Genomic DNA, 24,921 nt, shown 5'->3' on the forward strand with positions numbered 1-24,921 from the left:
TCAGACCGTCGGCGTCGGGGCAGCGTGACCGAGGAACTCCTCGAGGAGCACTCGCTGCAGGGTGAACATCTCTTCGCGGTCGGCCGGCTCGGCATGGTCGTGCCCCAGCAGGTGGAGCACCCCGTGGGTGGCCAGCAGCGCGAGCTCCGCGCCCAGCGGGTGACCGTTGGCCTTGGCCTGCGCCGCGGCGACGGCGGGACAGATCACGATGTCCCCGAGGACGCCGTCGATGACCGGGTCCTCGGCGGTGCCGGCGATCAGCTCGTCCATCGGGAAGCTCATCACGTCGGTGGCGCCGGGCAGGTTCATCCAGTCCAGGTGCAGACCTTCGATGGTCTCTTCGTCCACCAGCGTGATCGAGAGCGCCACCGCGGGTCCCAGGTGCAGCTTGGCGTAGAGGAACCCGGAGAGGTCCAGCAGCTCGGCGAGGTGCTCCCCGGAGACCAGATCGGAGCCGGAGCTGTCCTCGACCGTGACCTGGACCTCGGTCATCGTCGTCCTCCGCGCCGGGCGGCGGGGGACTTGGCCCGATCCTGGTGGCGCTCATAGGCGTCCACGATGCGCCCCACCAGAGCGTGGCGGACCACGTCCTCGGAGCCGAAGCGGGAGATCTCGATGCCCTCGACGCCGTCCAGGATCTCGATCACGGTGCGCAGCCCGGAGTCGGTGCCGCGCGGCAGGTCCACCTGGGTGATGTCGCCGGTGACCACGATCTTGGAGTTGAATCCGAGCCGGGTCAGGAACATCTTCATCTGCTCGGCGGTGGTGTTCTGCGCCTCGTCGAGGATGATGAACGAGTCGTTGAGCGTGCGTCCGCGCATGTAGGCCAGCGGGGCGACCTCGATGATGCCGGACTCCATCAGCCGCGGGATCGAATCCGGGTCGATCATGTCGTGCAGCGCATCGTAGAGCGGGCGCAGATACGGGTCGATCTTGTCGTTGAGGCTGCCGGGCAGGAAGCCGAGCTTCTCACCGGCCTCCACGGCGGGGCGGGTCAGGATGATCCGGTTGACCTCGCGGGCCTGCAGCGCCTGGACCGCCTTGGCCATGGCCAGGTAGGTCTTGCCGGTGCCGGCGGGCCCGATGCCGAAGACCACCGTGGACTCGTCGATGGTGTCCACGTAGGTCTGCTGGTTCTTGGTCTTGGGCCGGATGGTGCGTCCGCGGTGGGACAGGATGTTGGTGGTCACGATGCGAGCAGAGTCCTGCGCGGCGTCGGCGCGGACCATCGTGGTGACCTGTTCGATGATCTCCTCGCTGACCGTGGTCCCGGAGGCCGCCAGCGTCTTGAGCTGGTTCAGGATCTCCACGATCCCGGTGACCTCGCCGGAGGGCCCGCCCACGGTGACCAGCTGGTCGCGCAGTCCGATGGAGGAGGCCGGGTAGAGGCCCTGCAGGATGCGCAGCGCGAGGTCTCCGGCGCCGAGGCTGCGGAACATGGTGTCGGCGTCGGCGAAGTAGACCTGCCGCTCGATGTTGCCCAGGGCGGCGGCGGTGGCGCAGCGGGCCGCTCCGGAGATGGGGGGTGTGCTCGGGTTCTGCGAAGTCTCAGTCATTGATCCTCAGTCTATGCGGTCTGGTCGGGCTGAGAAGTCTCGGCGGCCCAGTCCCAGCGGCCCAGCAGCAGCTGGGCGGCCGCGAGTGCTGCGGGCCCGGCGGTGGAGGAGCGCAGCACGTTGGGGCCGAGCCGGGCGATCTTGGCGCCGGCCGAGGTGAGCTGCTCGATCTCCCGGTCACTGATCCCACCCTCGGGTCCGACGACCAGATGCAGCTCCTGCAGCTGGTCTTCGGGGGTCCCCGTCTGGGGGTCCGGGCGGGCAGCATCCTGCAGCTCGGCGATCGCTTCGGCGAGCGAGGTCTCGTCGGTCTCGTGCAGGACGACGACGCCGACGCCCGTGCCGTCCGAGGCGACCGTCTTGAGGTACTGGGCGGTGGACTGCAGCGGGCGCACCTCTGGGATGGTGGTGCGTCGGGTCTGTTTCGCCGCGGTGGTCACCATGGAGACCCACTCGGCGTGCTTCTTGGCCTCGCGTCCGGCCTTCCAGCGGGCCACGGAGCGTTCGGCCTGCCAGGGGATGACGGCGTCCACGCCGAGCTCGGTGGCGGACTCCACGCCTTGAAGGTCGCGGCGGTCCTTGGCCAACGCCTGGACCAGCACCAGCCGGGGCAGCAGCACCGGTTCATCGGTCACCGTGAGGATCTCGACCTCGAGCTGACCGCCGCCGGCGGAGCGGACGCGCCCCTCGGCGCGCCGCCCCACGGTGTCTGAGAGCAGCACCGGCTCCCCCGGCTGCAGGCGCATGACCGTGGCGGCGTGGTGGCCCTCGGGCCCGCTGAGCGTGACCACCTCGGCCGCCTCGGCGTTCTCAAGCGCCCCGGGGCCGAGGTGGAACAGCGGCGCCGTCATCTCAGACCGCGCATCTGGTGGTCCGCATCTCTAGAGCGCGTCCCAGCGTTCGCGAAGCTTCGCGAAGACCCCGCGGTGCTCGGTGGTGGACTCCCCGCGCTCCTCGCCGCGCTCGACGGCGAGCTCGCGCAGCAGCTGGGCCTCGCGCTCGGAGACCTTGGTGGGGGTCTCGACCTTGAGGTGGACCTTCAGCGCACCGCGACCGCCACCGCGCAGGTGGGTCACACCGCGCTCCTTGAGCGTGAGCACCTCACCGGACTGGGTGCCCGGCTTCACGGTGAGCTCCTCGTCGCCGTCGAAGGTGTCCAGGCCGACCGTGGTGCCCAGGGCCGCCGCGGTCATCGGGATCGAGACGGTGGCGTGCAGGTCGTTGCCGCGGCGGGTGAAGACCTCGTGCTGCTTGACCTCGACCTCGATGAACAGGTCGCCGGAAGGACCGCCGGCCAGTCCGGCCTCGCCCTCTCCGGCCAGGTGGATCCGGTTGCCGCGGTCCACGCCTGCCGGGACCTTGACCTTCAGGGACTTGCGTTCGCGCACCCGACCCTGACCGTCGCACTCCTGGCAGGGGTCTTCGATGATGTTGCCGAAGCCGGCGCAGCGAGCACAGGTCTGGGTCTGGATGACGGTGCCCAGGATCGAGCGCATCGGGCGCTGGACCTGGCCCTGGCCGTGGCAGTCCGGGCAGGTGGTCGGGTGCGTGCCCTTGCGGGTGCAGGAGCCGTCGCAGACGGTGCAGGTCACCGCGGTCTCCAGCTCCACCTCCTTGGTGGTGCCGAACACAGCGTCGCGCAGGTCGATGCGGACCCGAATCAGCGAGTCCTGGCCGCGGCGGGTGCGTGAGGCGGGGCCTCCGCCTCCCCCGCCGAAGAACGTCTCGAAGATGTCGCCGAAGCCGCCGAAGCCGGCGCCCCCTGCTCCACCGGGGAAGCCGGAGCGGCCGTTCTCGTCGCCGGTGGCGTCGTAGTTCTGCCGCTTCTGCGGGTCGGAGAGCACCTCGTAGGCGCGGCCGAGCACCTTGAACTGCTCGGCGGCGTCGTCGGAGGGGTTCACGTCGGGGTGAAGCTTCCGGGCCTGCTTGCGATAGGCCTTCTTGATCTCTTCGGTGGACGCCGAGCGGCTGACGCCGAGCGCCTCGTAATAGTCAGTCGTCATCTTCGTGGACGTTCACCCTTCGGAAAGAATTCGGGACAGGTAGCGCGCCATTGCGCGCACCGCGGACATGGTGGAGCCGTAGTCCATGCGGGTCGGACCGACGACGCCGAGCTTGGCTCCTTCGGCCCCCGTATGGGCGCCGTACTCTGCTGCGACGACAGCGGTCTCGATCAGCGAATCGTGGCTGGTCTCGTGTCCGATGCGGATGGAGAGACCACGTCGGTCCTGCTCCATCTCTGTCAACAGTCGAAGCAGCACGACTTGTTCCTCGAGCGCTTCAAGAATGGGTCCGATGGAGGGACCGAGGTCGCGGCCCGACCTGGCGAGGTTAGCAGTCCCGGCCATGATGATGCGATCCACGCGGCCTGACTCCAGGATCGTCTCCACCGACTGGGCGATGATCGCCATCGACGGTCGCAGCATCGGCTCCACCCGGCTGATCAGGGTGTCGGTGGGCAGCGGCAGGGCTGAGATCGAGCGCTGATGCAGCTCGGTGGAGAGGACCTGGGCGATCCGGTGCAGCGAATCGTCGCCGATGGCGTCGGCGAGGGTGACCATCCGCTGCTCGACCTTCCCGGAGGAGAGGATCACGATGGTCAGCACCTTGTGCGAGGACATCGAGACGACGTCGATGTGTCGGATCTTCGCAGTGGAGCGCTGCGGATGCTGGATCACCGCGACCTGGTTGGTGAGCATCGCGAGCAGCCGCACGGTGTGCTCGAGCATCGCGTCGTGGTCATCGGCGGTCTCGAGCAGGGTGTCCATGGCGCGGCGCTCGGCGGCCGAGAGCGGGCGCACCTCGGTGATCTTGTCCACGAACCGTCGGTAGCCGAGGTCGGTGGGAATGCGCCCGGCGGAGGTGTGCGGGGCGGCGATCAGGCCCTCCTCCTCGAGGTGGGCCATGTCATTGCGGATCGTGGCTGGGGAGACCTCCAGGTCGTGGCGTTCCACCAGTGCCCGAGACCCGACGGGCTCCCGGGTGTGGACGTAGTCCTCCACGATGGCACGCAGGACCTGCAGTCGACGGGTGTCTGACATGTACGTGTGGCACCTCCTGACCCTCTGGCACTCTTCGAGTACAAGTGCCAATTCTACAATGGGTGATCATGAGCGCTCCGCACCTCCCCGACTGGCGTCCCTCCTCCACCCCGAGCTGGGGTGCACAGGACCTCTCCCGGCTCCGCCAGAGCCAGCTCCGCAAGGTCTCCGCCATGCCCGCCGACTACGGCGCCGTGATCGAGGAGGTGGAGTCCGGCTGGGTCGGTGCCATCATCTCGGTGGAGGCCTCCGGCGGCGTCCACGTGGTGAGCCTCGAGGATCGCCGCGGCAAGGTCCGCTCCTTTCCGCTGGGACACGGGTTCCTCTACGAGGGCGAACCCGTGGAGCTGACACCCCCCACTCCCCGGGCCGCCGCGCCGAAGCCCACCCGGACAGCCTCGGGCTCGGTCGCGGTCTCCAACGCTCCGGCGCGAGTCGCGCGGGCCTCCAGGATCTGGGTCGAGGGCACCCACGACGCGGAGCTGGTGGAGAAGGTCTGGGGTGAGGATCTGCGGATCGAAGGCATCGTCGTGGAGCCGCTGCACGGGGCCGATGACCTCCTCGGCGCGATCCGCGCGTTCGGGCCCGGGCCGCAGCGCCGGGTCGGGGTGCTGCTGGACCACCTAGTCCCGGGATCCAAGGAGTCCCGGATCGCTCGTGAGGTCATGCAGCAACAGGGCGCAAAGGGCAACATCGCAGTGTTGGGCCACCCCTACGTGGACGTCTGGCAGGCCGTGAAGCCGCAGCTGCTCGGGCTGACCCGGTGGCCGGACATTCCGCGCAGCCAGGACATCAAGATCGGCACGCTGCAGGCGCTGGGCTGGCCGCACGCGAACCAGCGTGACATCGCGCACGGCTGGAAGCGGATCCTCGCGCAGGTCAACAGCTACGCGGACCTTGAGCCCGCGCTGCTGGGCCGGGTGGAGGAGCTCATCGACTTCGTCACGGTGGAGCCGTGAGCACCCGCACCTGAGCCCGAGGATCCGAGTCGCTGCGACGGATTTCACAGAACCCGGGCGCCGACACGCCCAGGGAGGCCAGTGGATGTCCAGGGTGAGTCACTAGACTTGCGAGCGGGAACGGCCAGGTGCTGAACTTTCAGCGCCGCAATCACGGAGGTGCAGTGGCGCATAATCAGAAACCCCAGGGTGACCGGTCGAGCGAGGACGCTGGAGCGGACGCATCTGCACGCCTGAAGGGTTCCTCCGTCGCCGCGGCACCGCTGACCCCCGCAGAGGATCGGCGCTGGGCCACGCTCTCGCACTTCGGCGCGCTCATCGGCTGCTTTCCGGCCCTCGCGGTGTATCTGGTCTACCGCGACCGCGGCCCCTTCACCGCCCAGGAGTCCAAGGAGGCGCTGAACTTCACCCTCCCACTGACGGCGGTGATGCTCGCCTGCTACATCCTCGCACTGGTTCCCGGAATCGGTTGGGCCTTCGGCATCGTCGCTGTGCTGCTCTGGATCTATATGACCCTCTCCGGGCTCGTCGCCGGCATCCAGTGCAATAAGGGCCGCCCCTACCGCTACCCGCTGAATCTCCGCCTGATCCACTGAACCGCTGCGCGCCTGGGAAGGCTGCTAGGGAGCCAGTCGCCGGGTCACGGCATCGGCCAGCAGCCGCCCGCGCAGGGTGAGCACCGCTCGCCCCTGCGGATGTGCAGTGCTGGGCCGCGCGGCGTCGTCGTGGATCAAGCCGTCGTGCACCAGCGACTGCAGGCTCTTGGCGCTGATCTTCTCGCCGTGGCTGCGGCGCAGCTCCGGGAGCGCGTTGAACCCCGCCACGTCCAGGCCCTCGGCCAGGCGCAGCCGCAGCATCAGGTGCTCCAGGGTCTTGTCCTCATCGGCCAGCTGTTCCCGGCCGTGTCCCGGGGTGGCGCCGGTGGAGAGCCGCTGGGCGTAGGCGGCGGGGTGCTTCACGTTCCACCAGCGCAGTCCGGCCATGTGCGAGTGGGCCCCGGGACCCGCGCCCCACCAGTCGGAGTCCACCCAGTAGTTCAGGTTGTGCTCCGAGCGGGTCGCGGCGCTGGTGGAGAAGTTCGAGACCTCGTACCAGTGCAGTCCGGCGGCGCTGAGCACCTCGTCGGTGAGCAGGTATTTGTCGGCCTGGTCGTCGGGGTCGATGTCGGGCAGCACGCCGCGCTTGATCTTCGCCGCCATCGCGGTGCCCTCTTCGATGATCAGCGAGTACGCCGAGATGTGGTCCGGGGCCAGGGCCACCGCGTGTTCCAGGCTGGTGCGCCAGTCCTCGAGGCTCTCCCCCGGGGTTCCGGAGATCAGGTCCAGGCTGACCTGGAGTCCTGCGGTGCGCGCGGCGTGGACCGCACGCTCGACGTTGGCGGGGTCGTGGGTCCGGTCGAGGGTCTGAAGCACATGCGGCACGGCGGACTGCATGCCGAGGCTGAGCCGGGTGAAGCCGGCGTCGGCCAGGACCTGCGCGGTCTCGGCGGTGACCGTGTCGGGGTTCGCCTCCGTGGTGATCTCAGCGCCGGGCCGGAAGCCGAAGAGCTCACGGGCCCGGGTGAGGATCCGGGCGAGCTCCCCCGCCGGGAGCAGCGTCGGGGTGCCGCCGCCGAAGAACACCGTGGAGAGCGGCCGTTCCGGGGCGCCCATCTTCTCGAGCACCGAGCGGGCGAAGACCAGTTCAGAGATCAGCGTGTCCGGGTAAGACACCTGGGAGGCGCCGGGACCCAGGTCCTCGGCGGTATAGGTGTTGAAGTCGCAGTAGCCGCAGCGCACGCTGCAGAACGGGATGTGGACGTAGAGGCCGAAGGGCGCTTCGGCGCGCGCGGGAAGCGCCTGCTGCACGGCGGCGGGGAACCCGCCGTCGGCGGGAACCGGGTCGCCGAGGGGAAGTGTGGAGGGCAAAGCCTACTTCTTCCCGGCCTTCTCCTTGCCGGCGTCCTCGTCCGAAGACAGCGCGGCGATGAAGGCCTCCTGCGGGACCTCCACGGTGCCGACCATCTTCATCCGCTTCTTGCCCTCCTTCTGCTTCTCCAGCAGCTTGCGCTTACGGCTGATGTCGCCGCCGTAGCACTTGGAGAGCACGTCCTTGCGGATCGCGCGGATGTTCTCACGGGCGATGATCCGGGAGCCGATGGCGGCCTGGATCGGGACCTCGAACTGCTGGCGCGGGATGAGCTCCTTGAGCCGGGAGGCCATCTTCACCCCATAGGCATAGGCGGAGTCGCGGTGGGTGATCGCGGAGAATGCATCGACCTGGTCGCCTTGGAGCAGGATGTCGACCTTGACAAGGTCGGCGGCCTGCTGGCCGACGCCCTGCCAGTTCAGCGAGGCATAGCCCTTGGTCCGGGACTTCAGCTGGTCGAAGAAGTCGAAGACGATCTCGGCCAGCGGCATCTTGTAGCGGATCTCCACGCGCTCCGCGGAGAGGTAGTCCATGCCTTCCATGGTGCCGCGCCGGGACTGGCAGAGCTCCATGACCGGGCCGATGAACTCGGCGGGCACGATCACGGTGGCGTCCACGACCGGCTCGCGGATCTCGGTGACCTTGCCCTCGGGGAACTCCGAGGGGTTGGTCACCCGGTGGACCTCGCCGTCCTCAGCGGTGACCTCGTAGACCACGTTGGGGGCGGTGGAGATCAGATCGAGGTTGTACTCGGACTCGAGCCGTTCGCGGGTGATCTCCAGGTGCAGCAGGCCCAGGAAGCCCACGCGGAAGCCGAAGCCCAGCGCGGTGGAGGTCTCGGGCTCGTAGTTCAATGCGGCGTCGTTGAGCTGGAGCTTCTCCAGGGCTTCGCGCAGCACGGGGAAGTCGGAGCCGTCGAGCGGGAAGAGTCCGGAGAAGACCATCGGGGCGGGATCGTCATAGCCGCCGATGATCTCTTGCGCGGGCCGGTTCTGCGCGGTGACGGTGTCGCCGACCTTGGAGAGCCGGACGTCCTTCACCCCGGTGATCAGGTAGCCGACCTCGCCGACCCCGAGCCCCTTGGTGCGCTCGGGCTCCGGAGAGGAGACGCCGATCTCGAGCAGCTCGTGGGTGGCTCCGGTGGACATCATCTTGATCTTCTCGCGGTGTCCGAGCTTGCCGTCGACCACGCGGACGAAGGTGACCACGCCGCGGTAGGTGTCATAGACGGAGTCAAAGATCATCGCGCGGGCCGGAGCGTCGGCGTCACCCTCGGGGGCGGGGATCTCCGCGACGATCTTGTCCAGCAGCTCCTCGACGCCGTCGCCGGTCTTGCCCGAGACGCGCAGCACGTCCTCGGGCTCACAGCCGATCAGGTAGGCGATCTCCTCGGCGTACTTCTCCGGCTGGGCGGAGGGCAGGTCGATCTTGTTCAGCACCGGGATGATCTTGAGGTCGTGCTCCATGGCCAAGTAGAGGTTCGCCAGGGTCTGCGCCTCGATGCCCTGGGCGGCGTCGACCAGGAGCAGGGCGCCCTCGCAGGCGGCCAGGGAGCGGGAGACCTCGTAGGAGAAGTCGACGTGGCCGGGGGTGTCGATCATGTGGAAGGCGTAGGTCTGCCCGTCGAGCTCCCACGGCATGCGCACGGCCTGGGACTTGATGGTGATGCCGCGGTCGCGCTCGATGGCCATCCGGTCCAGATACTGGGCCTTCATATCGCGGGCCTGGACAACCCCGGTCAGCTGCAGCATCCGGTCGGCCAACGTGGACTTGCCGTGGTCGATGTGCGCGATGATGCAGAAGTTCCGGATGACACTGGGGTCAGTGGCGGCGGGCACCTGCGAGCTGCTGGCCTTCGGTGACACGGTGGTGGGGGTCCTTTGCTTCGTCGAGACGCCGGGCAATGTGCTGCACCTGGCTCTTCATTGTTTCATGACGGCTGTGCCATGACTGCCGATCCAGGACTGCCCGGCAGTCTGGTCTCCTACGCGAACGGGGCCCCGCGCAGCGCGCAGGGCCCCGATGCTCGCTCGATGTCGAGCGGACGTTCTAGAGAGTCAAGCTCACAGAGCGTTGACGGTGGCGGCCAGACCGGACTTGCGGTTGGCGGCGTTGTTCTTGTGCAGAACACCCTTGGAGACGGCCTTGTCCAGCTTGCGGGCTGCCTCGCGGTTGGCTGCGATCGCTGCATCCTTATCGCCGGCGGCAACTGCGTTGCGGACCTTCTTGATGGCGGTCCGCAGCTGGGACTTGACGCCCTGGTTGCGCTGGCGCGCCTTCTCGTTGGTGAGAATGCGCTTCTTCTGAGACTTGATGTTTGCCACGAGTTGTCTTTCTGTCTGAGGTCACTGGTCGTGAGGATACGTCCCTGTCGGCCGGCAGCAGACAAACTTCAGTGGCGTGGGGTTGCCATAGCGATTGCGCAGCCCATTGAGGTAGAGGGCCCAGGACTGCGCGAGACTTGCTGCCGCAGGGTTTTGGGGCTCTTTCGAACCCCAGACACTGCCTATAGACGATAGCAGAGAAGCCGTCCACCAGCCACCGAGCGGGCCCGTGTCCGAGCCCACCTGCGCGCTCGGCGGCGAGCTACGCTGCGGGGCAGTGGCGCGCTCTGCTGCGAGGCAGCGTCGAGCTCAGCGGCCGACTGAGGAGGCGATGGTCGTGATGGCTCGTTCCACCGCGTATTCCGGGGTCCGCGAGGCACCCTTGGCCTCGGCGTCGGCCCGGGCGATCGCCTCGATGGCCTCGGCCGCGCGCAGCGGGTGCCAGCGTCGGGCGGTCTCGGCCACCTGCTGCAGCTGCCAGGGCGGAGCTCCGAGGGTGGCGGCCAGCGCGGCGGGGCTGCCGCGGTGGTCCACCAGGGCGGCGATGTGCCGACCCTTGCGGGCCAGCGCCGCGGTGACCGCGATCGGCGAGACCCCGGTGGCCATGGCGTGGCGGTAGAGCCGGGTGGCGGCCTCTCGCCGGCCCTCGAATGCGGCGTCGGCGACCTTGAACGCCGTGGCCTCGACCCGGCCGCCGTGATAGCGGTCCACGTGTTCCTCGGTGATGTCCCCGGCGACGTCGGCCATCAGCTGCTGGCAGGCGCCACCCAGGTCAGAGAGCGTGGATCCGGCGGCGGCGACCAGCGCGCGGGCACCGTCGGCGTGGATCTCACGCCCGGCGGCGCGGAACTCACGGCGCACGAAGTCCAGCTTCTCGTTGTCATTGCGCGCCCCGGCACAGTCGACGACGACGGCGCGCTTGGCCAGCACGTCCAGCAGCTTCTTGCCCCGGTTGCCGCCGCTGTGCCGCAGCACCAGGGTCACGTCCTCGGGCTTCTCCTGAAGGTACGCCAGGGCATCGGTGAGGAAGGTGTCGTTCATGGCGGCCAGGTCCTCCGCCAGCACCAGGCGCGCCTCTCCGAAGAGCGAGGGCGAGGTGACGGTGAACAGCTCCCCCGGCGCGGCGGCTGCGACGTCGAGCCGGGTGTACTCCAGGTCCGGGTGCTCCGCGCGCAGCGTCTGCTTGATCCGGTCCAGCGCACGGCTGGCGAGGTAGTCCTCGTTGCCCTTGAGCAGGATCAGCGGAGTGGGCGTCACGCTGCGGAAGTCCAGACCCTCGGCCTTCTTCGCGCCGCGTCCGGTGCTGCCGCCGCGCTGTGTGCCGGTCCGCGAGGATCCGGTCCGCTGAGAAGCCATGGGGCTCATCCTATCGGTCCGGACCCCACGCGGGGCCGGCGCTGCGGTGGCCGTCGGTGCAGCGCGGGATCAGCCGCCAGACCACGACCTGGCCTCCACCTCAGCGTTCGCGCATTCTCCTCAGGGCAGCTGCAGCTCGGCGCTGAAGTGCCGCCGGGCCTTCCGCGGGTTCCATCCGGTGAACCGCACCGATTTGGGTCCCTGCGGCTGTGCGGCGAAGGCCACGGTGCCGGGCAGGGTCACCGGAGCCTCGAAGCGGATCGACCAGCGGTGGCCGGCACCCTCGGGCTCGCGGCCCTCCAGCATCCGTCCCGCGGAGTACATCCCGTGCACGATGGCCGCGGGCATGCCCAACGCCTTGGCGGCCAGCTGGGAGACGTGGATCGGGTTGTAGTCCCCCGAGACCGCGGCATACGCCCGGCCGGCATCCGAGCCGAGCCGCCAGGAGGCGGTCTTGACCGGAGGGACGAAGGACTTGGGATCCTCGGACCGGGTCACAGCCGTGGATCCGTTCTCTTCAGCCCCTGAAGCCTTTGAGATCTCGGTGCCGAGCTGGATGCCCTTGCTGAGGTAGGTCGAGATCGAGCGCCAGAGCACCGGGGTCTCCGCCGAGCCGTCTGCTCCGACCTCGTCGGCGCTCTGCGGGTCTGCCCCCTGCTCGAGAACGGTGACCGTGATGTCCACCTGGGTGCCTCGGCGATGCGGACGCAGGTTCTCGGCACTGACCAGGATCTGCACCGGCTGACCCACCCGTACCGGGCGCAGGTGCTCGACCTCGTTGGCCACGTGCACCAGCCCCATCAACGGCAACGGGAAATCGTCCTCGCTCATCAGGGCCATCTGCACCGGGAACCCGATGATGTGGACCAGCACCGAGGGCAGCGCGGCGCGATGGGCGCCGTCGAAGGATTCCCCGCCGAAGAGCCGACGGTAGCTCTCGGCCTCCTCCAGGCTGACCCCTGGATGCTGGGCCAGCACGGTCTTCCCCGGCAGGGTGCGCGGACCGGCCCCGGGACGCAGCTTCGAGCGCGCGGCGCCGAGGGCGGCGCGGCCGTAGAGGCTGCTCAGCGAGGGCATCTCGATCGCAGTGATCGTGGATCCGGTGTTCGGGGATCCGGTGTTCCGAGATCCGGCGTTGCGAGAATCAGCGCTTCGGGATTCAGGGCTTCGGGATTCAGGGCTCATGGCTCAGGCCCCCACGAGGTTCTGTCCGCAGACCCGCAGGGTGAGCCCCGAGGTGCCGCCGGCCTGCGGCGAGGCCAGGAACGCGATGGTCTCGGCCACGTCCACCGGCAGACCGCCCTGGTTCAGCGAGTTCAGCCGGCGCGCGACCTCCCGCGTGGCAAACGGGATCTTCGCGGTCATCTCGGTCTCGATGAAGCCCGGTGCGACCGCGTTGATCGTGCCGTGCCGGGCGGACATCTGCGCGGCGGTCGCCGAGACCATGCCCATCACTCCGGCCTTGGAGGCGGCGTAGTTGGTCTGCCCGCGGTTGCCGGCGATCCCGGAGGTCGAGGCCAGTGAGATGATCCGTGGACCCATGGGGCCGCGCGCGCCGGCGTTGAAGAGGTCCGAGGCCAGGAAGGCCCGATTCATCCGCAGCTGCGACTCGATGTTCACCGCGATCACCGAGTTCCAGCGCGACTCGTCCATGTTCGCCAGCAGCTTGTCCCGGGTGATTCCGGCGTTGTGCACCACGATGTCGAGCCGCCCGTGGTGCTGCGCGGCGTGGGCGAGGATCCGCTCCCCGGCGTCCTCGGCGGTGATGTCCAGCTGCAGCGCGGTGCCGGAGACCTCATTGGCCACCGTGGCGAGCTGCTCGCCGGCGGCGGGGATGTCGACCAGGATCAGCCGGGCGCCGTCGCGGTGCAGCACCCGGGCGATCGAGGCGCCGATGCCGCGGGCGGCGCCGGTGACCACGGCGACCTGACCCTGCAGCGGGCGGTCCCAGTTCTCCGGGAGCGCCCCGGTGACGCTGTCCACCGAGATGAACTGGCCCGAGACGAAGGCCGAGCGTCCGGAGAGCAGGAAGCGCAGCGCCCCGGCCACCCCGGGCGCGGAGGGGTCCAGATCGTCGGCGAGCACGATCCCGTTGGCGGTGCCTCCGGCGCGCATCTCATGGGCCGCCGAGCGGGTCAGGCCCTGGACGCCGCTGCGGGCGGCGCGCACGGCGGGATCCGAGGTGCCCTGCGGGTCCCGCGAGACGGTGACGAGCCTGCCCGAGGACTTGAGCTGCTTGAGCAGCATCCCGATCTCCAAAACGGTGCTGCTGAGGTCGGCGGGGCTGGATGCGGAGTCAAAACAGGCGACGACGCCGGCCACCTTCTCCTTGGGTCCGACGTGTCTGCGCACATCCAGGTTCCAGCTGAGCAGTCGATCCGCGAGCGCCGAGGCGGCGTCGGAGCTTCCCAGCACGACGACCGGACCGTCGATCGGCAGACGGCCGGGCCGGTGGCGACGCAGCTTAGCCGGCCGCGGGAGACCGAGGTTCTTGGTCAGCGTCCGGCCGAGGCCGGTGTTGGCGAATTCGGTGTAGAGGTCTTTAGCCATGAAGCGGTTACCGTCCTTCGATGATCGCGGTGATGCCCTGGCCGCCGGCGGCGCAGACGGAGATGAAGCCGAGCTTGCCGGGCTTGCCGTGCAGCGCCTTGGCCAGCGAGGCGACGATCCGTCCGCCGGTGGCGGCGAAGGGGTGTCCGGCGGCGAGCGAGGAGCCGTTGACGTTGAGCCGGCTGCGGTCGATGGTGCCCAGCGCGGAGTCCAGACCGAGCTTGTTCTTGCAGAACTCCTCGGACTCCCAGGCCTTGATCTGGGCCAGCACGGTGGAGGCGAAGGCCTCGTGGATCTCGAGGTACTCGAAGTCCGAGAAGCTGAGGTTGTTGCGCTTGAGCATCCGGGCGGCGGCGTAGGCCGGGGCCATCAGCAGGCCCTCGGCCCCGTCGACGAAGTCCACTGCGCCTTCCTCGTAGTCGATGAAGTTCGCCAGCTTGGGCAGGTCGTGCTGATCCGCCCATTCCTCCGAGCCCAGCAGCACCGCGGAGGCGCCGTCGGTGAGCGCGGTGGAGTTCGCCGCGGTCATGGTGGCCTCGGCGCCGAGGTCACGCCCGAAGGCCGGGGAGAGCTTGCCCAGCTTCTCCAGGGTGGAGTCGGCGCGCATGTTGGTGTCGCGGCTGACGTTCTTGAAGGGGGTGATCAGGTCGTCGAAGAAGCCCCGGTCGTAGGCGGCGGCGAGGTTCTTGTGGCTGGCCAGGGCGAGCTCGTCCTGCTCGGCCCGGGTGATGCCCCAGGCGTGGGCGGTGATCGCCATGTGCTCGCCCATGGACATGCCGGTGCGCGGCTCGTTGACGCCGGGGGCCTGCGGGGCCAGGTGACCGGGGCGGATCTTGGCCAGGGCCTTGAGCCGCTGGCTGACCGACTTGGCCCGGTTGGCCTCCATCAGGATCCCGCGCAGCTCATCGGTGACCACGATCGGGGCGTCGGAGATGGAGTCCACTCCCCCGGCGATGGCCGAGTCGATCTGGCCCAGCTTGATCTTGTTCGCCATCGAGCCGATGGCTTCCATGCCGGTGGCGCACGCCATCTGCACGTCGAAGGCCGGGGTCTTGGGGTCCAGCGGGGTGCCCAGCACGGACTCACGGGTGAGGTTGAAGTTCTTCGAGTGCTTCATGACGGCACCGGCGGCGACGGTCCCGATCTGCTCGCCCTGCAGCCCGAAGCGGGCCACCAGGCCGTTGAGCGTGGAGGTGAGCATGTCCTGGTTGCCGGCGGTGGCGTAGGCGGTGTGCGCCCGGGCGAAGGGGATGCGGTTTCCGCCGATGATGACGGCGTCGCGGATGGTCTGTGCGCTCATGGAACTGACTCCTAGGTCGAGGGGTGCAGGCACCTGACGGGACCCCCGCTGGTCAGCGGGTCCGGCAGGTCTTGCATTTGTTACTGGTCAGTATCATAGACTATTTTGTGTGCAGGATCACTGATCACCCCGCACCGAGGAACCGGTGCAGATCGCCCCGTGCGCCTGTCGCTCAACCACACTCTGAGGAGACCTCATGTCACACCCATCGGTCACCGACCCGATCGACACCCTTGACGCCGTCGACACTGCCGAAGAAGTCCGTGTGGACAAGAAGGTGATGGAGGACGTGCTGCTCGGACACTGGGCCGACACCCGGCGCCAGGCCCGTGAGCTGCTCAAGGACTCCTCCTTCCACAAGGTCGAGGGGATGTCCAAGGAGGACCACCGCGAGCGGGTCTTCAAGCAGATGGTCCAGCTCGCCGAGGACGGCGCCGTGCACCGCGCCTTCCCCGAAGAGTTCGGCGGCAAGAACGCCCACGGCGCGAACATCGCCGCCTTCGAGGAGCTGGTCACCGCGGATCCCTCGCTCCAGATCAAGGCCGGCGTCCAGTGGGGCCTCTTCGCCGCCGCGGTGCTGCACCTGGGATCGTCCGACCACCACCGCCGGTTCCTTCCCGCCACCATGGACCTCCGGGCGCCGGGCGCGTTCGCGATGACCGAGTTCGGGCACGGCTCCGACGTCGCCTCCATCGGCACCACCGCGACCTACGACCCGGCCACCAAGGAGTTCATCCTCAACACGCCCTTCCCCGCGGCCACCAAGCGCTACCTCGGCAATGCGGCGAACGACGCCAAGGACGCCGTCGTCTTCGCTCAGCTGATCACCAATGGGGTCAACCACGGGGTGCACTGCTTCTATACCAACATCCGGGGCGACGACGGCAAGGCGCTGCCCGGCATCACCATCACCGACGAGGGGCAGAAGGGCGGCCTCAACGGGGTGGACAACGGCTGCTTCACCTTCGAGAACATCCGGGTGCCGCGCACCAACCTGCTCAACCGCTACGGCGACGTCGCCGCCGACGGCACCTACAGCTCCCCGATCGACTCCCCCGGTCGGCGCTTCTTCACGATGCTCGGCACCCTGGTGCAGGGCCGGGTCTCGCTCACCGGCGCCTCGGTGGCCGCCTCGAAGCTGGCCCTGATCGGCGCGGTCACCTACGGCAACCAGCGCCGCCAGTTCACCGCCGGCTCCCCCATCGAGGAAGAGGTGCTGCTGGACTACCAGCTGCACCAGCGGCGGCTGCTCCCCCGCCTGGCGACCACCTTCGCCGCGAACTTCGCCCACGAGAACCTGCTGGTCAAGCTGGACGACGTGTTCTCCGGCAAGGACGACTCGGATGAGAACCGGCAGGAGCTGGAGACCCTCGCCGCGGCGATCAAGTCCATCACGACCTGGCACGCCCTGGACACTCTGCAGGAGGCCCGCGAGGCCTGCGGCGGGGCCGGGTTCATCTCCGAGAACCGGCTGGTCTCGCTGCGCGCGGACCTCGACGTCTACGTCACCTTCGAAGGTGACAACAACGTGCTGCTCCAGCTCGTGGCCAAGCGGCTGCTCAGCGACTACGCCGCCGAGTTCAAGGGCGCGGACTTCGGGGTGCTCTCGCGCTATGTGGCGAACCAGGCGCAGTCCACCGTGATGAACCGCTTCGGTCTGCGCCGGGCCTACCAGTCGGTGCAGGACACCGGCGATGAGCGCCGCAGCGCGAACTGGTTCAAGCAGCCCGACGTGCAGCGTCAGCTGCTCACCGAACGCTCCCGGCAGATGGTCATCGACGTCGCCGGTGAGCTGCGCTCAGCCTCGAAGCTGCCCGCGGCGAAGCAGGCGGAGATCTTCAACGACCACCAGTACGAGATCATCAACGCCGCCAAGGCGCACGCGGACCTGCTGCTCTGGGAGTCCTTCACGGAGGCCCTCGAGAAGGTCAGCGACCCCGGCACCAAGCAGATCATGACCTGGCTGCGCGACCTCTACGCGCTGACCAAGATCGAGGACACCCTGGACTGGTACCTGCTCAACGGCCGGATCTCCTCGCAGCGGGCCCGGACGCTGAGCCCGTACGTGAACCGGCTGCTGGCGCGGCTGCGCCCCCACGCCCAGGACATCGTGGACTCCTTCGGCTACTCCCCCGAGCACGTGCGCATGGAGATCACCTCCGGCTCCGAGCAGCGGCGCCAGGACGAGTCCATGGAGTACTACCGCACGCTGCGGGCCTCCCCCGAAGCGCCGGTGGACGAGAAGCTGCTGCACTCCCGCCGGAAGTGAGCGCAGCGTGCGTCGGGGCGCGTCAGGGTGATCTGACGGGCCAGTGATGCCCCGGTGAAGCGTGAGCGATGGGCGGCTGAGCAGGTGTCTGCTTGAATGGCAGGATGACTGCTCAGCTGCCCTTCCCCCGTGCCGACGTCGAGAACCTGACCCGGGAGGAGGCCGCCCAGCGCGGTGCACTCCTGGAGGTCACGCAGTACGGGGTGGAGGTGGATCTGCGCGGCGCGCCCGACGGCGCAGCCGCGACCTACCCGGTGCAGACCCGGATCGATTTCACCGCCTCCGAGGTCGGTGCAAGCACCTTCCTGGACCACCTGGGCGCCTCGGTGGAATCCCTGGTGCTCAACGGGGTGGAGCTGGACGTGGCCACCCATGTCGGGCCGGCTCGGATCCTGCTGCCCGGCCTGCAGGCGCAGAACACCGTGGAGATCCGCTCCACCTCGCGCTACTCCCGCTCCGGGGAAGGGCTGCACCGCTTCGTGGACCCCTCCGACGAGCAGGTCTACCTCTACACCCAGTACGAGCCCGCCGACTCGCGTCGGGTGTTCCCGGTCTTCGAGCAGCCGGACCTCAAGGCCCGGTTCAGCTTCTCGATCATCGGCCCGCAGCACTGGCAGCTGCGCTCGAACAGCCCGGCGGTCTCCCGGATGCCGCTGGAGCACGCGGAGACCACCGAGGCTGACGACGCCGGCACCGCCAGCCCGCTGGTCCGGGTGGAGTTCGCCGAGACCCCGCGGATGTCCTCCTACATCACCGCGCTGCTGGCCGGTCCCTATCATCACGTCGAGGGCCACTACCGCGGCTCGACCCCCGACGGGGAGACCGTCGAGATCCCGCTGAGCGTGCTCTGCCGGTCTTCCCTGGCGGAGCACTTCGACGCCGACGTGCTGCTGGACCTCACCCATCGCGGGCTGGACTTCTTCCACGCCGAGTTCGCCTACCCCTACCCCTGGGGCAAGTACGACCAGGTCTTCGTCCCGGAGTACAACCTCGGCGCGATGGAGAACCCGGGGCTGGTGACCTTCACCGAGAAGTACGTCTTCGACACCGCCGCCACGGACGCCCAGTATGAGACCCGGGCGAACACCCTGATGCACGAGATGGCGCATATGTGGTTCGGCGACCTGGTGACCATGCACTGGTGGGACGACCTGTGGCTGAAGGAGTCCTTCGCCGACTACATGGGATCCCTGGCCGTGGACGAGGCCACCGACTTCGACACCTCCTGGATCTCCTTCGCCAACGGACGCAAGGCCTGGGCCTACGTGCAGGACCAGCTGCCCACCACCCACCCGATCGTCGCGGACATCGGCGACCTCGAGGCCGCGGACCAGAACTTCGACGGGATCACCTATGCCAAGGGCGCGTCGGTGCTCAAGCAGCTCGCCGCCTACGCCGGACGCGAGGCCTTCCGCGAGGCCGCCCGGCGCTACTTCGCCCGCCACGCCTTCGGCAACGCCTCACTGGGCGACTTCCTCGCCGTGCTCGAAGAGGTGACCGGGGCGAACATGGACGACTGGGCCCGCGCCTGGCTGCAGACCGCCGGGGTCCCGGTGCTCTCCGCCGAGCTCGACGCCGCAGGCATGGGCTCCGGCCCCGGGCGGGTGCTGGTCCGCGAGCAGGGCATCGATCCGGCCACCGGCGAGTCCGTGTCCCGGCCGCACAAGATCCGCGTCGGGGTGCATGTGCTGGACCCGGCGAGCGAGACGCTGGTGCTGCACGCCGCCCAGGAGGTCTTCCTGGACCCCGAGGCTCCGGAGGGCGTCACCGTGGTCCCGAAGCTCAGCGTTCCGGCAGACCAGCCCCGGCTGCTGCTGCCCAACGAGGATGACCTGACCTATGCCAAGCTCAGCCTCGACGCGGAGTCGCTGGCCGCGGTGCTGACCTACCCGGTGGCGGATCCGCTGGCGCGGGCGACCGTGTGGGCCGCCCTGTGGTCGATGGTGCGCGACGGCGAGCTGCCCGCCCGCCGCTTCCTGGCCGCCGTGCAGCAGCTGGGCCTGGGCATCGGCGAGATCGTCGTCGTCCAGGGGCTGCTGCGCCAGTCGCTCACCGCGCTCGAGCGCTACACCCCTGCCGATGAGCGGGCTGGGCTGCAGCGAGACCTCGCCGCACGGCTCGCCGCGGAGCTGACCCGCACCGCCGGCGGGGATCACCAGCGCGCGACGGCCCGCACCCTGGCCACGCTCTCGCGCCGGGAGGGCTCCCAGCTGGAGCTCCTCGAGGCGCTGCTCGACGGCGGCGCGGAGGACCACGGGATCTCCGGGCTGCAGATCGACGAGGAGCTGCGCTGGGCCTTCCTGCAGGCCCTGGCGGCGCATGGGCGGGTGAGCCTGGACCAGCTGAACGCGGAGCTGGCCGCCAAGACCACCGCCCGGGCCCGGATCGCGCACCGACTCGCCGCCGCGGCACGGCCAGAGCGCCGGGTCAAGGAGGCGGCCTTCGGCCAGGCACTGGCCGGGACCGACGACGCCGGTCAGGAGCTCTCCAACGACCACCTCACCGCGACCGTGGACGGCTTCACCGTGGCCGGTGACCCGGAGACGGCGGCGGTGATCGAGCGGCAGACCGAGGCCTACTTCGACGCGCTCACCGGGGTGTGGAACCGGATGAGCCAGGGGCAGGCCACCCGTGTGGTCTCCGGGCTCTACCCGGGCGCGCAGGACCTCGAGGTCGGCGAGGAGCCGACGGAGCATCCCTTGGCGCTGCGCACCGGACGCTGGCTTCAGGAGAATCCCGACGCCCCCGCGGCGCTGCGCCGGCTGCTCATCGAGGAGCAGGATCAGCTGCTGCGCGGACTCCGCGCCCAGGCGGCCGCCCAGGGCTGAGCCGGCACCGGGGGCCGGGCTGGCTCAGTGGGCCGCGGCTCAGTCGAGCAGGAGCTCAGTCGAGCAGGAGCTCGTCGATCTCTGCGTCGGTGGCGGCCTCGCGCTTGGCGCGGCGTCGGTCGTTGAGCATGCACAGCAGGATCGCGATCCCGAACAGGACCGTCAGCGGCAGCGCGAGGAAGAACATGCTGACCGCGTCGCCGCCGGGGGCTGCCAGCGCGGAGATCACGGCGATGAGCATGATCACCCCGCGCCAGGCCTTTAGCACCTGCTTGCCGGTGACCAGGCCCATCATGTTGATCCCGACCAGCACCACTGGGATGACCATGGCGATCCCGAAGGCCAGGAACAGGGTGAGCACGAAGGAGAAGTACACGTCCGGGTTGATGACGTTGGAGGTGCCCTCGGGGTTCAGCGCGAGGAAGAAGCCCACCGCCTGGGGCAGGACGCTGTAGGCCGCGGCGATGCCGCCGAGGAACAGCGGGACCGAGGCGGCGATGAAACCGACGGCATAGCGCTTCTCGGTCTTCTTCAGCCCGGGCATGATGAACGCCCAGATCTGGTAGAGCCAGATGGGTGAGGAGATCACGATGCCGACGAACAATGAGAGCCGGATCATCAGATCGAGCGGGCCGCCCACGGTGTTGAACGCGATCTCAGCGAGCTGACCCTCCGACTCGAAGCCCAGGATCGGCTCGGCGAGCACCTGGACCAGCCAGTCATAGAGGAAGAAGCCGGCGGCCGCTCCGACCAGGATGCCGAGAGCGGCCTTGATGAGGCGATTGCGCAGTTCTCGGAGGTGATCCTTCAGCGCCATCGTGCGCTCGGGATCGCGCCGCCGCTTCTTCGATGTGGCCATGCGGCTTAGCGGTGGTCTCCCCGCTGCTCCCGCTCAGTGCGGCGGGTCTGCTCGGCGGTGGGGTCATTGGGGTTGAGCACGCGGCCCTCGACGGGGGCACGCTCATCCCGGCGCGGATCGTCGCTGGGCTCGGCGGAGACGTCCGGGGAATCCGGGTCCGAGGAGTTCCGCTTGGACTCCTCGCTCATGGTGCGCACCTCAGACCGGAAGATGCGCATCGACTGGCCGAGTGACTTGGCCAGCTTGGGAAGCTTCGGGGCTCCGAAGAGCAGGATGATGAGCAGCGCGATGATCGCGATCTGCCAGCCGCTGATGTTCATGGCATAGGTCCTTTCCTCGAAGCCAATCGTACGCCAATCACCCTGCCAGGGCCGACAGCTCTTCGCGGGCCCGCGCGGTGACCTGCTCGCGGATCTCGGCCGGCGCCAGGACGGTGAGATCCCCGCCGAGCTGGAGGCAGAGCCGGATCAGCGCCTCACGGCTCTGGAACCAGGTGCTGATGAACCGCGCGCCGTCGGGCTGGATGCGCTGTCGCTGGGGCGCATAGCGATCGGCCAGCGCGGAGGCCGCCGGAGAGAAGCGCAGGACGACGTCGAAGGCTCCGCTGTCCCGGGGCGGGCGCGGCGGCTCCGCCGGTGCCTGGGCGAGCTGACGTGCGGTCTCGCTGATCGGCTCCTGGGTCAGCGGGCGCTGCTCCCGGATCCGGGAGCTGAGGAAGTTCCGTGGCCCCTGGGCCACCCGGCACCAGGCCTGCAGGTAGGTGCGCGGCCCGTCGAGGTAGACGTGGGTGGGTTCGACCACCCGCTCGGTGATGGTTCCGGAAGCGTCCTCATAGCGCAGCTGCAGGCAGTAGCCGCCGGTCACCGCGTCGCGCAGCTCGGCGGTGGCTTCGCTGTGCGCCCGCGCGCCGGCGGCCACCGTGGTCGCGGCCTCCTGCAGCCCCTCGGGCAGCACGGTGGCGATCTTCTCGCGCAGCGACTCGGCGGCGGCGACCCAGCTCTGGGCGCCGGTGTCCGTGTCCGCCGCGCTGATCATGGTGTTCAGCGCGATCAGCAGCGAGAGCGCGCCAGGTTTGGTCAGCGTGAGGGGCCGGGCGAGGACGTCGCCGGTGCGCGCCGACGGCATCGCCAGGGTGATCGGCGCGTCGGTCGCCAGGTAGTCCTGGGTGAAGCTGTCCAGGTTCAGCGGCGGCGCGGGGTGGATGTCGATGAACTCCCCGTACTGCCCAGGGCCGAAGCTGCCCGACTGTTGGATCGAGAGCAGGTCCTTGAGCAGCTGCTTGGGCGTGATCTGATGGCGGACCAGCAGCTCCGAGGGGCGCACGCCGTCGGCGCTGATCAGGTAGGCCGTCATGGCCAGCACGCGTTCGACCTTGCGGTGGGCGGGATCGGCCCGGCGCGGGGTCCCGGCTGGGGCGAGCCGGGGTGGTTTCGGGGCGGGGCCCGCATGGGCGTCGAGGACGCCGCGCAGCAGCCGCCTCGGGTCCTCGTCACCGGCGAGTCCGTCCAACGGTGATCCGGCATCCGCCGCGGTGCTGACCGCCGCGTCGATGGCGACCCGATCGGCTTCGGTCAGCGCAGGCTCTGGGCGCAGCGGGGTGATCGGTCCATGCACCCGGTCGAGCCGGAAGGTCCTGCGCGCACCGCGGTCGAGGTCGTGCCCGATGAGGTACCAGTGGCCGCGGGCGGCGAAGTCCAGCAGCACCACGCGGCGCGGGGCCGGCTGCTGGGCGCCCCTGCCGGTGTAGTCGAAGCGGATCAGTTGCTGCGGCGGGAGGGCGGCGAGCTCGGTGAGCCGTTCGAACTCCTCATCGCTGCCCAGGTTGAAGCTCAGCGCACCCGAGGATGAGGCAGGCGCGACGGACGAATCAGCGGCGGATGAATCAGCGGCGGGCATCTGATCGTGGGGTGAGCGCGAGGCGGAGGACGACGGCGCGGGCCCGGCCGGCCCGGCCAGCGCCCAGCTGGCCTGGTCCAGCCAGGAGCGGGTGCGGCTGCCGGCCCAGAGCTGCGTGGCGCGGGAGAGCACCAGCGTCTCGGTCTCGCTCAGCGACAGCGGGGGCAGACCGTAGTCCGCCGGGTCGATCCGGTAGCGGTAGTCCTCACGGTCCGCGGCAGGCTCTTCGATGGCGATCCCGGAGCTGCGCAGGTGGTCCTTGTCGCGGCTGAAGAGCCGCTCCCAGGCGTCCTCGGACTGCTCCTCGGACTGGCTGCGGTAGTGCTCGACCCGATCGCGGATCTCCGCCTTGGTCAGCCCGCCCGCTCCGGCGTCGAGGATGCTCGCGGCCAGGGAGAAGGCGCGCGCCACGCCGTAGTCGGCGAAGACGTCCTGCTCCTCCTCCGCTGCCGGATGAGCGCCGCCGTCGTCGATCGTCTCAGTCACCGTGCTGCTCGAAGGCCGTGGCGGATCAGGAGGCCTTGCGGACGCTGACCAGGTCCACCACGAAGATCAGGGTCTCGTTCGGGCCGATGGCGGCGCCGGCTCCCTGCTCGCCGTAGGCCAGGTGCGGCGGGATCTCGAAGCGGCGGCGGGCGCCCTCCTTCATCCCGATCAGGCCCTGGTCCCAGCCCTGGATGACCTGGCCGATGCCGGCGGTGAAGTCGAGGGTCTCGCCGCGGTTCCAGGAGGCGTCGAACTCCTCGCCGGTGGACCAGGAGACGCCCACGTAGTGGCAGGAGATCGAGTCGCCGGGCTCGACGGTGTGACCGCCGCCCGCGATGAGCTCCTCGATGACCAGCTCCTCGGGCGGGGTGTCGCCCGGGAAGTCGATCTCGGGGCGGGTGCGGTCATAGCTGCGCTGGCCGAATGACATTACTCGGTCTCCTCTTCGTTCGCGTCGTCATTGCTTGCGTCGTCGCCCTCGGCGCCCTCTTCAGCACCTTCGGCGCCGCCCTGCTCGGCTTCCATCTGCTCGATCATCTCTTCGATGTCTTCCTCGGAGAGCTCGGGCTGGCCCTCGGGTGCCGGGGCGGGGGCCGCGGCCTGGGGCGCTTCGGCGGAGGCGATCAGGTCCACCACGAAGATCAGGGTCTCGCCTGCGAGTTCGTGCTGGGTGCCCTCTGCGGCGCCCTCCTCGGCCTCGCCGTAGCCGGACTCCGGCGGGATGACCAGCAGCACGCGGGAGCCGACCTGCTCGCCCTCGAGGCCCTCGGCCCATCCGGGGACCAGGCTGCTCAGCGGGAAGCCTGCCGGTCCGGCGTCGGCTTCCTCGTCATCGGCGGGCCAGTTGGAGTCGAAGAGCTCGCCGTCGGACCACTTCCAGCCGGAGTAGCGCACCACGACCTGGTCGTCGGCGGCCACCTCCTCGCCGTCGCCCTGGATGAGCACCTCGGTGCTGACCTCTTCGGGCGCGTCGCCGTCGTTGCCGCCGAGCAGCTCCGGGAGCACGCCTTCCTCGTTCTCGATCTCAGGCAGCTCGCCGTCCTGCTCCTGGACCTCGCCCTCGGCGAAGGCCGGGGACTGGCCCTCCACGCGAAGCACCAGCAGCGTGGCCTGCGCGCCGGTCTCGGCGTTGGCGGGTTCGAACAGGGCGATCTCGGACCCGACCGTGAGGTCGGTGTCGGTGAGCGACTCGTAGATGAACTCGCTCTGCTCCTGCATCTGCGGGAGGAAGATCATGGAGGGGTTGTCCTGGCTGAAGCTCTCCTCCTGGATCTCTCCGGAGCTGGGGTCGGCCACGGCGTGGGAGACCTCGAGGATCTGCTCCTCGTCGAGGTCTTCGCCGTCGCCGCGGTCGAGCACCCGGGAGGCCTCCTCCTCGAGCTCCAGCGGGCTGCGCAGGATGACCTCGGGGCTGCCTTCATCGGTGAAGTGCAGATCCACGCCGGAGAGTGCGTCGGTGTCACCCAGACCGTCGTCGGAGCAGGACGTCAGCAGCAGCACTGCCGGGATGGACAGTGCCACGCAGGTGCGGCGGAACGAAGAATGCACGGGATTTCCTTCAGCTTGAACGGCGACCTGACAAGGTCTGG

Annotated in this window: 21 protein-coding genes; 4 read left to right on the top strand and 17 right to left on the bottom strand. The window is 69.2% G+C overall.

The window, feature by feature from the left end:
* Genes ybeY through hrcA form a run of 5 tightly spaced genes read right to left on the bottom strand, consistent with a single transcriptional unit; the run spans position 1 to position 4,597 of the window.
* Positions 1 to 492, bottom strand: a complete 492-nt coding sequence (gene ybeY, locus ACHAA4_RS02770; protein ID WP_435772658.1) for an rRNA maturation RNase YbeY — start codon at positions 490 to 492, stop codon at positions 1 to 3.
* Positions 489 to 1,556, bottom strand: a complete 1,068-nt coding sequence (locus ACHAA4_RS02775) for a PhoH family protein (RefSeq protein WP_435772659.1) — start codon at positions 1,554 to 1,556, stop codon at positions 489 to 491. Before ACHAA4_RS02775 ends, ybeY begins: the two co-directional genes overlap by 4 nt.
* Positions 1,557 to 1,567: 11 nt before the next feature.
* Complete coding sequence (locus ACHAA4_RS02780) at positions 1,568 to 2,407, bottom strand: 16S rRNA (uracil(1498)-N(3))-methyltransferase (RefSeq protein ID WP_435772660.1); 840 nt, start codon at positions 2,405 to 2,407, stop codon at positions 1,568 to 1,570.
* A 30-nt stretch (positions 2,408 to 2,437) separates the two neighbouring features.
* Complete coding sequence (gene dnaJ, locus ACHAA4_RS02785) at positions 2,438 to 3,559, bottom strand: molecular chaperone DnaJ (protein WP_435772661.1); 1,122 nt, start codon at positions 3,557 to 3,559, stop codon at positions 2,438 to 2,440.
* Between the two features lie 12 nt (positions 3,560 to 3,571).
* On the bottom strand, positions 3,572 to 4,597 hold the full coding sequence (gene hrcA / locus ACHAA4_RS02790; protein WP_435772662.1) for a heat-inducible transcriptional repressor HrcA: 1,026 nt from the start codon (positions 4,595 to 4,597) through the stop codon (positions 3,572 to 3,574).
* A 68-nt stretch (positions 4,598 to 4,665) separates the two neighbouring features.
* Between hrcA and ACHAA4_RS02795 the strand changes: the two genes are divergently transcribed.
* The gene (locus ACHAA4_RS02795; protein WP_435772663.1) at positions 4,666 to 5,556 is read left to right on the top strand and encodes a DUF3097 domain-containing protein; all 891 of its coding nucleotides are present in this window, start codon (positions 4,666 to 4,668) and stop codon (positions 5,554 to 5,556) included.
* A 164-nt stretch (positions 5,557 to 5,720) separates the two neighbouring features.
* Positions 5,721 to 6,152, top strand: coding sequence for a DUF4870 domain-containing protein (locus ACHAA4_RS02800; RefSeq protein ID WP_435772664.1), 432 nt, complete (start codon positions 5,721 to 5,723; stop codon positions 6,150 to 6,152).
* A gap of 24 nt (positions 6,153 to 6,176) precedes the next feature.
* Here the strand turns inward: ACHAA4_RS02800 and hemW are convergent, their stop codons facing one another.
* The 7 genes from hemW to ACHAA4_RS02835 all read right to left on the bottom strand — a co-directional run bounded on the left by hemW (position 6,177) and on the right by ACHAA4_RS02835 (position 14,994).
* Positions 6,177 to 7,463 carry a radical SAM family heme chaperone HemW gene (hemW, locus tag ACHAA4_RS02805; protein ID WP_435772665.1) on the bottom strand — a complete coding sequence of 429 codons (1,287 nt, stop codon included), beginning with the start codon at positions 7,461 to 7,463 and terminating at the stop codon, positions 6,177 to 6,179.
* Between the two features lie 3 nt (positions 7,464 to 7,466).
* Positions 7,467 to 9,329 carry a translation elongation factor 4 gene (gene lepA, locus ACHAA4_RS02810; RefSeq protein WP_435772666.1) on the bottom strand — a complete coding sequence of 621 codons (1,863 nt, stop codon included), beginning with the start codon at positions 9,327 to 9,329 and terminating at the stop codon, positions 7,467 to 7,469.
* A 198-nt stretch (positions 9,330 to 9,527) separates the two neighbouring features.
* On the bottom strand, positions 9,528 to 9,788 hold the full coding sequence (gene rpsT / locus ACHAA4_RS02815; RefSeq protein WP_036475968.1) for a 30S ribosomal protein S20: 261 nt from the start codon (positions 9,786 to 9,788) through the stop codon (positions 9,528 to 9,530).
* Positions 9,789 to 10,097: 309 nt separating this feature from the next.
* On the bottom strand, positions 10,098 to 11,144 hold the full coding sequence (gene holA, locus ACHAA4_RS02820; RefSeq protein WP_435772667.1) for a DNA polymerase III subunit delta: 1,047 nt from the start codon (positions 11,142 to 11,144) through the stop codon (positions 10,098 to 10,100).
* A gap of 120 nt (positions 11,145 to 11,264) precedes the next feature.
* Positions 11,265 to 12,329: a MaoC/PaaZ C-terminal domain-containing protein gene (locus ACHAA4_RS02825; protein WP_435772668.1), complete on the bottom strand. Its 1,065-nt coding sequence runs from the start codon at positions 12,327 to 12,329 to the stop codon at positions 11,265 to 11,267.
* A 3-nt stretch (positions 12,330 to 12,332) separates the two neighbouring features.
* Positions 12,333 to 13,694, bottom strand: coding sequence for a 3-oxoacyl-ACP reductase (locus ACHAA4_RS02830; protein ID WP_435772669.1), 1,362 nt, complete (start codon positions 13,692 to 13,694; stop codon positions 12,333 to 12,335).
* A 7-nt stretch (positions 13,695 to 13,701) separates the two neighbouring features.
* On the bottom strand, positions 13,702 to 14,994 hold the full coding sequence (locus tag ACHAA4_RS02835; RefSeq protein ID WP_435772670.1) for an acetyl-CoA C-acetyltransferase: 1,293 nt from the start codon (positions 14,992 to 14,994) through the stop codon (positions 13,702 to 13,704).
* Positions 14,995 to 15,190: 196 nt separating this feature from the next.
* Between ACHAA4_RS02835 and ACHAA4_RS02840 the strand changes: the two genes are divergently transcribed.
* Both ACHAA4_RS02840 and pepN read left to right on the top strand, forming a co-directional pair.
* Positions 15,191 to 17,263 (top strand): acyl-CoA dehydrogenase family protein, encoded by a 2,073-nt coding sequence (locus ACHAA4_RS02840; protein WP_435772671.1) that lies wholly within the window; start codon positions 15,191 to 15,193, stop codon positions 17,261 to 17,263.
* A gap of 104 nt (positions 17,264 to 17,367) precedes the next feature.
* The gene (gene pepN / locus ACHAA4_RS02845; RefSeq protein ID WP_435772672.1) at positions 17,368 to 20,091 is read left to right on the top strand and encodes an aminopeptidase N; all 2,724 of its coding nucleotides are present in this window, start codon (positions 17,368 to 17,370) and stop codon (positions 20,089 to 20,091) included.
* A 55-nt stretch (positions 20,092 to 20,146) separates the two neighbouring features.
* On the opposite strand, the gene tatC is transcribed toward pepN, so the two are convergent.
* From tatC to ACHAA4_RS02870, 5 genes are read right to left on the bottom strand one after another with little or no spacing between them, the layout of a single operon-like run.
* Positions 20,147 to 20,950: a twin-arginine translocase subunit TatC gene (gene tatC / locus ACHAA4_RS02850; RefSeq protein WP_435772673.1), complete on the bottom strand. Its 804-nt coding sequence runs from the start codon at positions 20,948 to 20,950 to the stop codon at positions 20,147 to 20,149.
* Between the two features lie 5 nt (positions 20,951 to 20,955).
* On the bottom strand, positions 20,956 to 21,270 hold the full coding sequence (tatA, locus tag ACHAA4_RS02855) for a Sec-independent protein translocase subunit TatA (protein ID WP_435772674.1): 315 nt from the start codon (positions 21,268 to 21,270) through the stop codon (positions 20,956 to 20,958).
* A gap of 37 nt (positions 21,271 to 21,307) precedes the next feature.
* Positions 21,308 to 23,332 (bottom strand): helix-turn-helix transcriptional regulator, encoded by a 2,025-nt coding sequence (locus ACHAA4_RS02860; RefSeq protein WP_435772675.1) that lies wholly within the window; start codon positions 23,330 to 23,332, stop codon positions 21,308 to 21,310.
* A gap of 25 nt (positions 23,333 to 23,357) precedes the next feature.
* Entirely contained in the window at positions 23,358 to 23,762 is a 405-nt protein-coding gene (locus ACHAA4_RS02865) for an FKBP-type peptidyl-prolyl cis-trans isomerase (protein ID WP_435772676.1), read from the bottom strand.
* Positions 23,762 to 24,880 (bottom strand): FKBP-type peptidyl-prolyl cis-trans isomerase, encoded by a 1,119-nt coding sequence (locus tag ACHAA4_RS02870; protein ID WP_435772677.1) that lies wholly within the window; start codon positions 24,878 to 24,880, stop codon positions 23,762 to 23,764. Before ACHAA4_RS02870 ends, ACHAA4_RS02865 begins: the two co-directional genes overlap by 1 nt.
* Positions 24,881 to 24,921: the final 41 nt, after the last annotated feature.

It is taken from the genome of Nesterenkonia maliinae, assembly GCF_051262655.1.
Taxonomy (GTDB): domain Bacteria; phylum Actinomycetota; class Actinomycetes; order Actinomycetales; family Micrococcaceae; genus Nesterenkonia.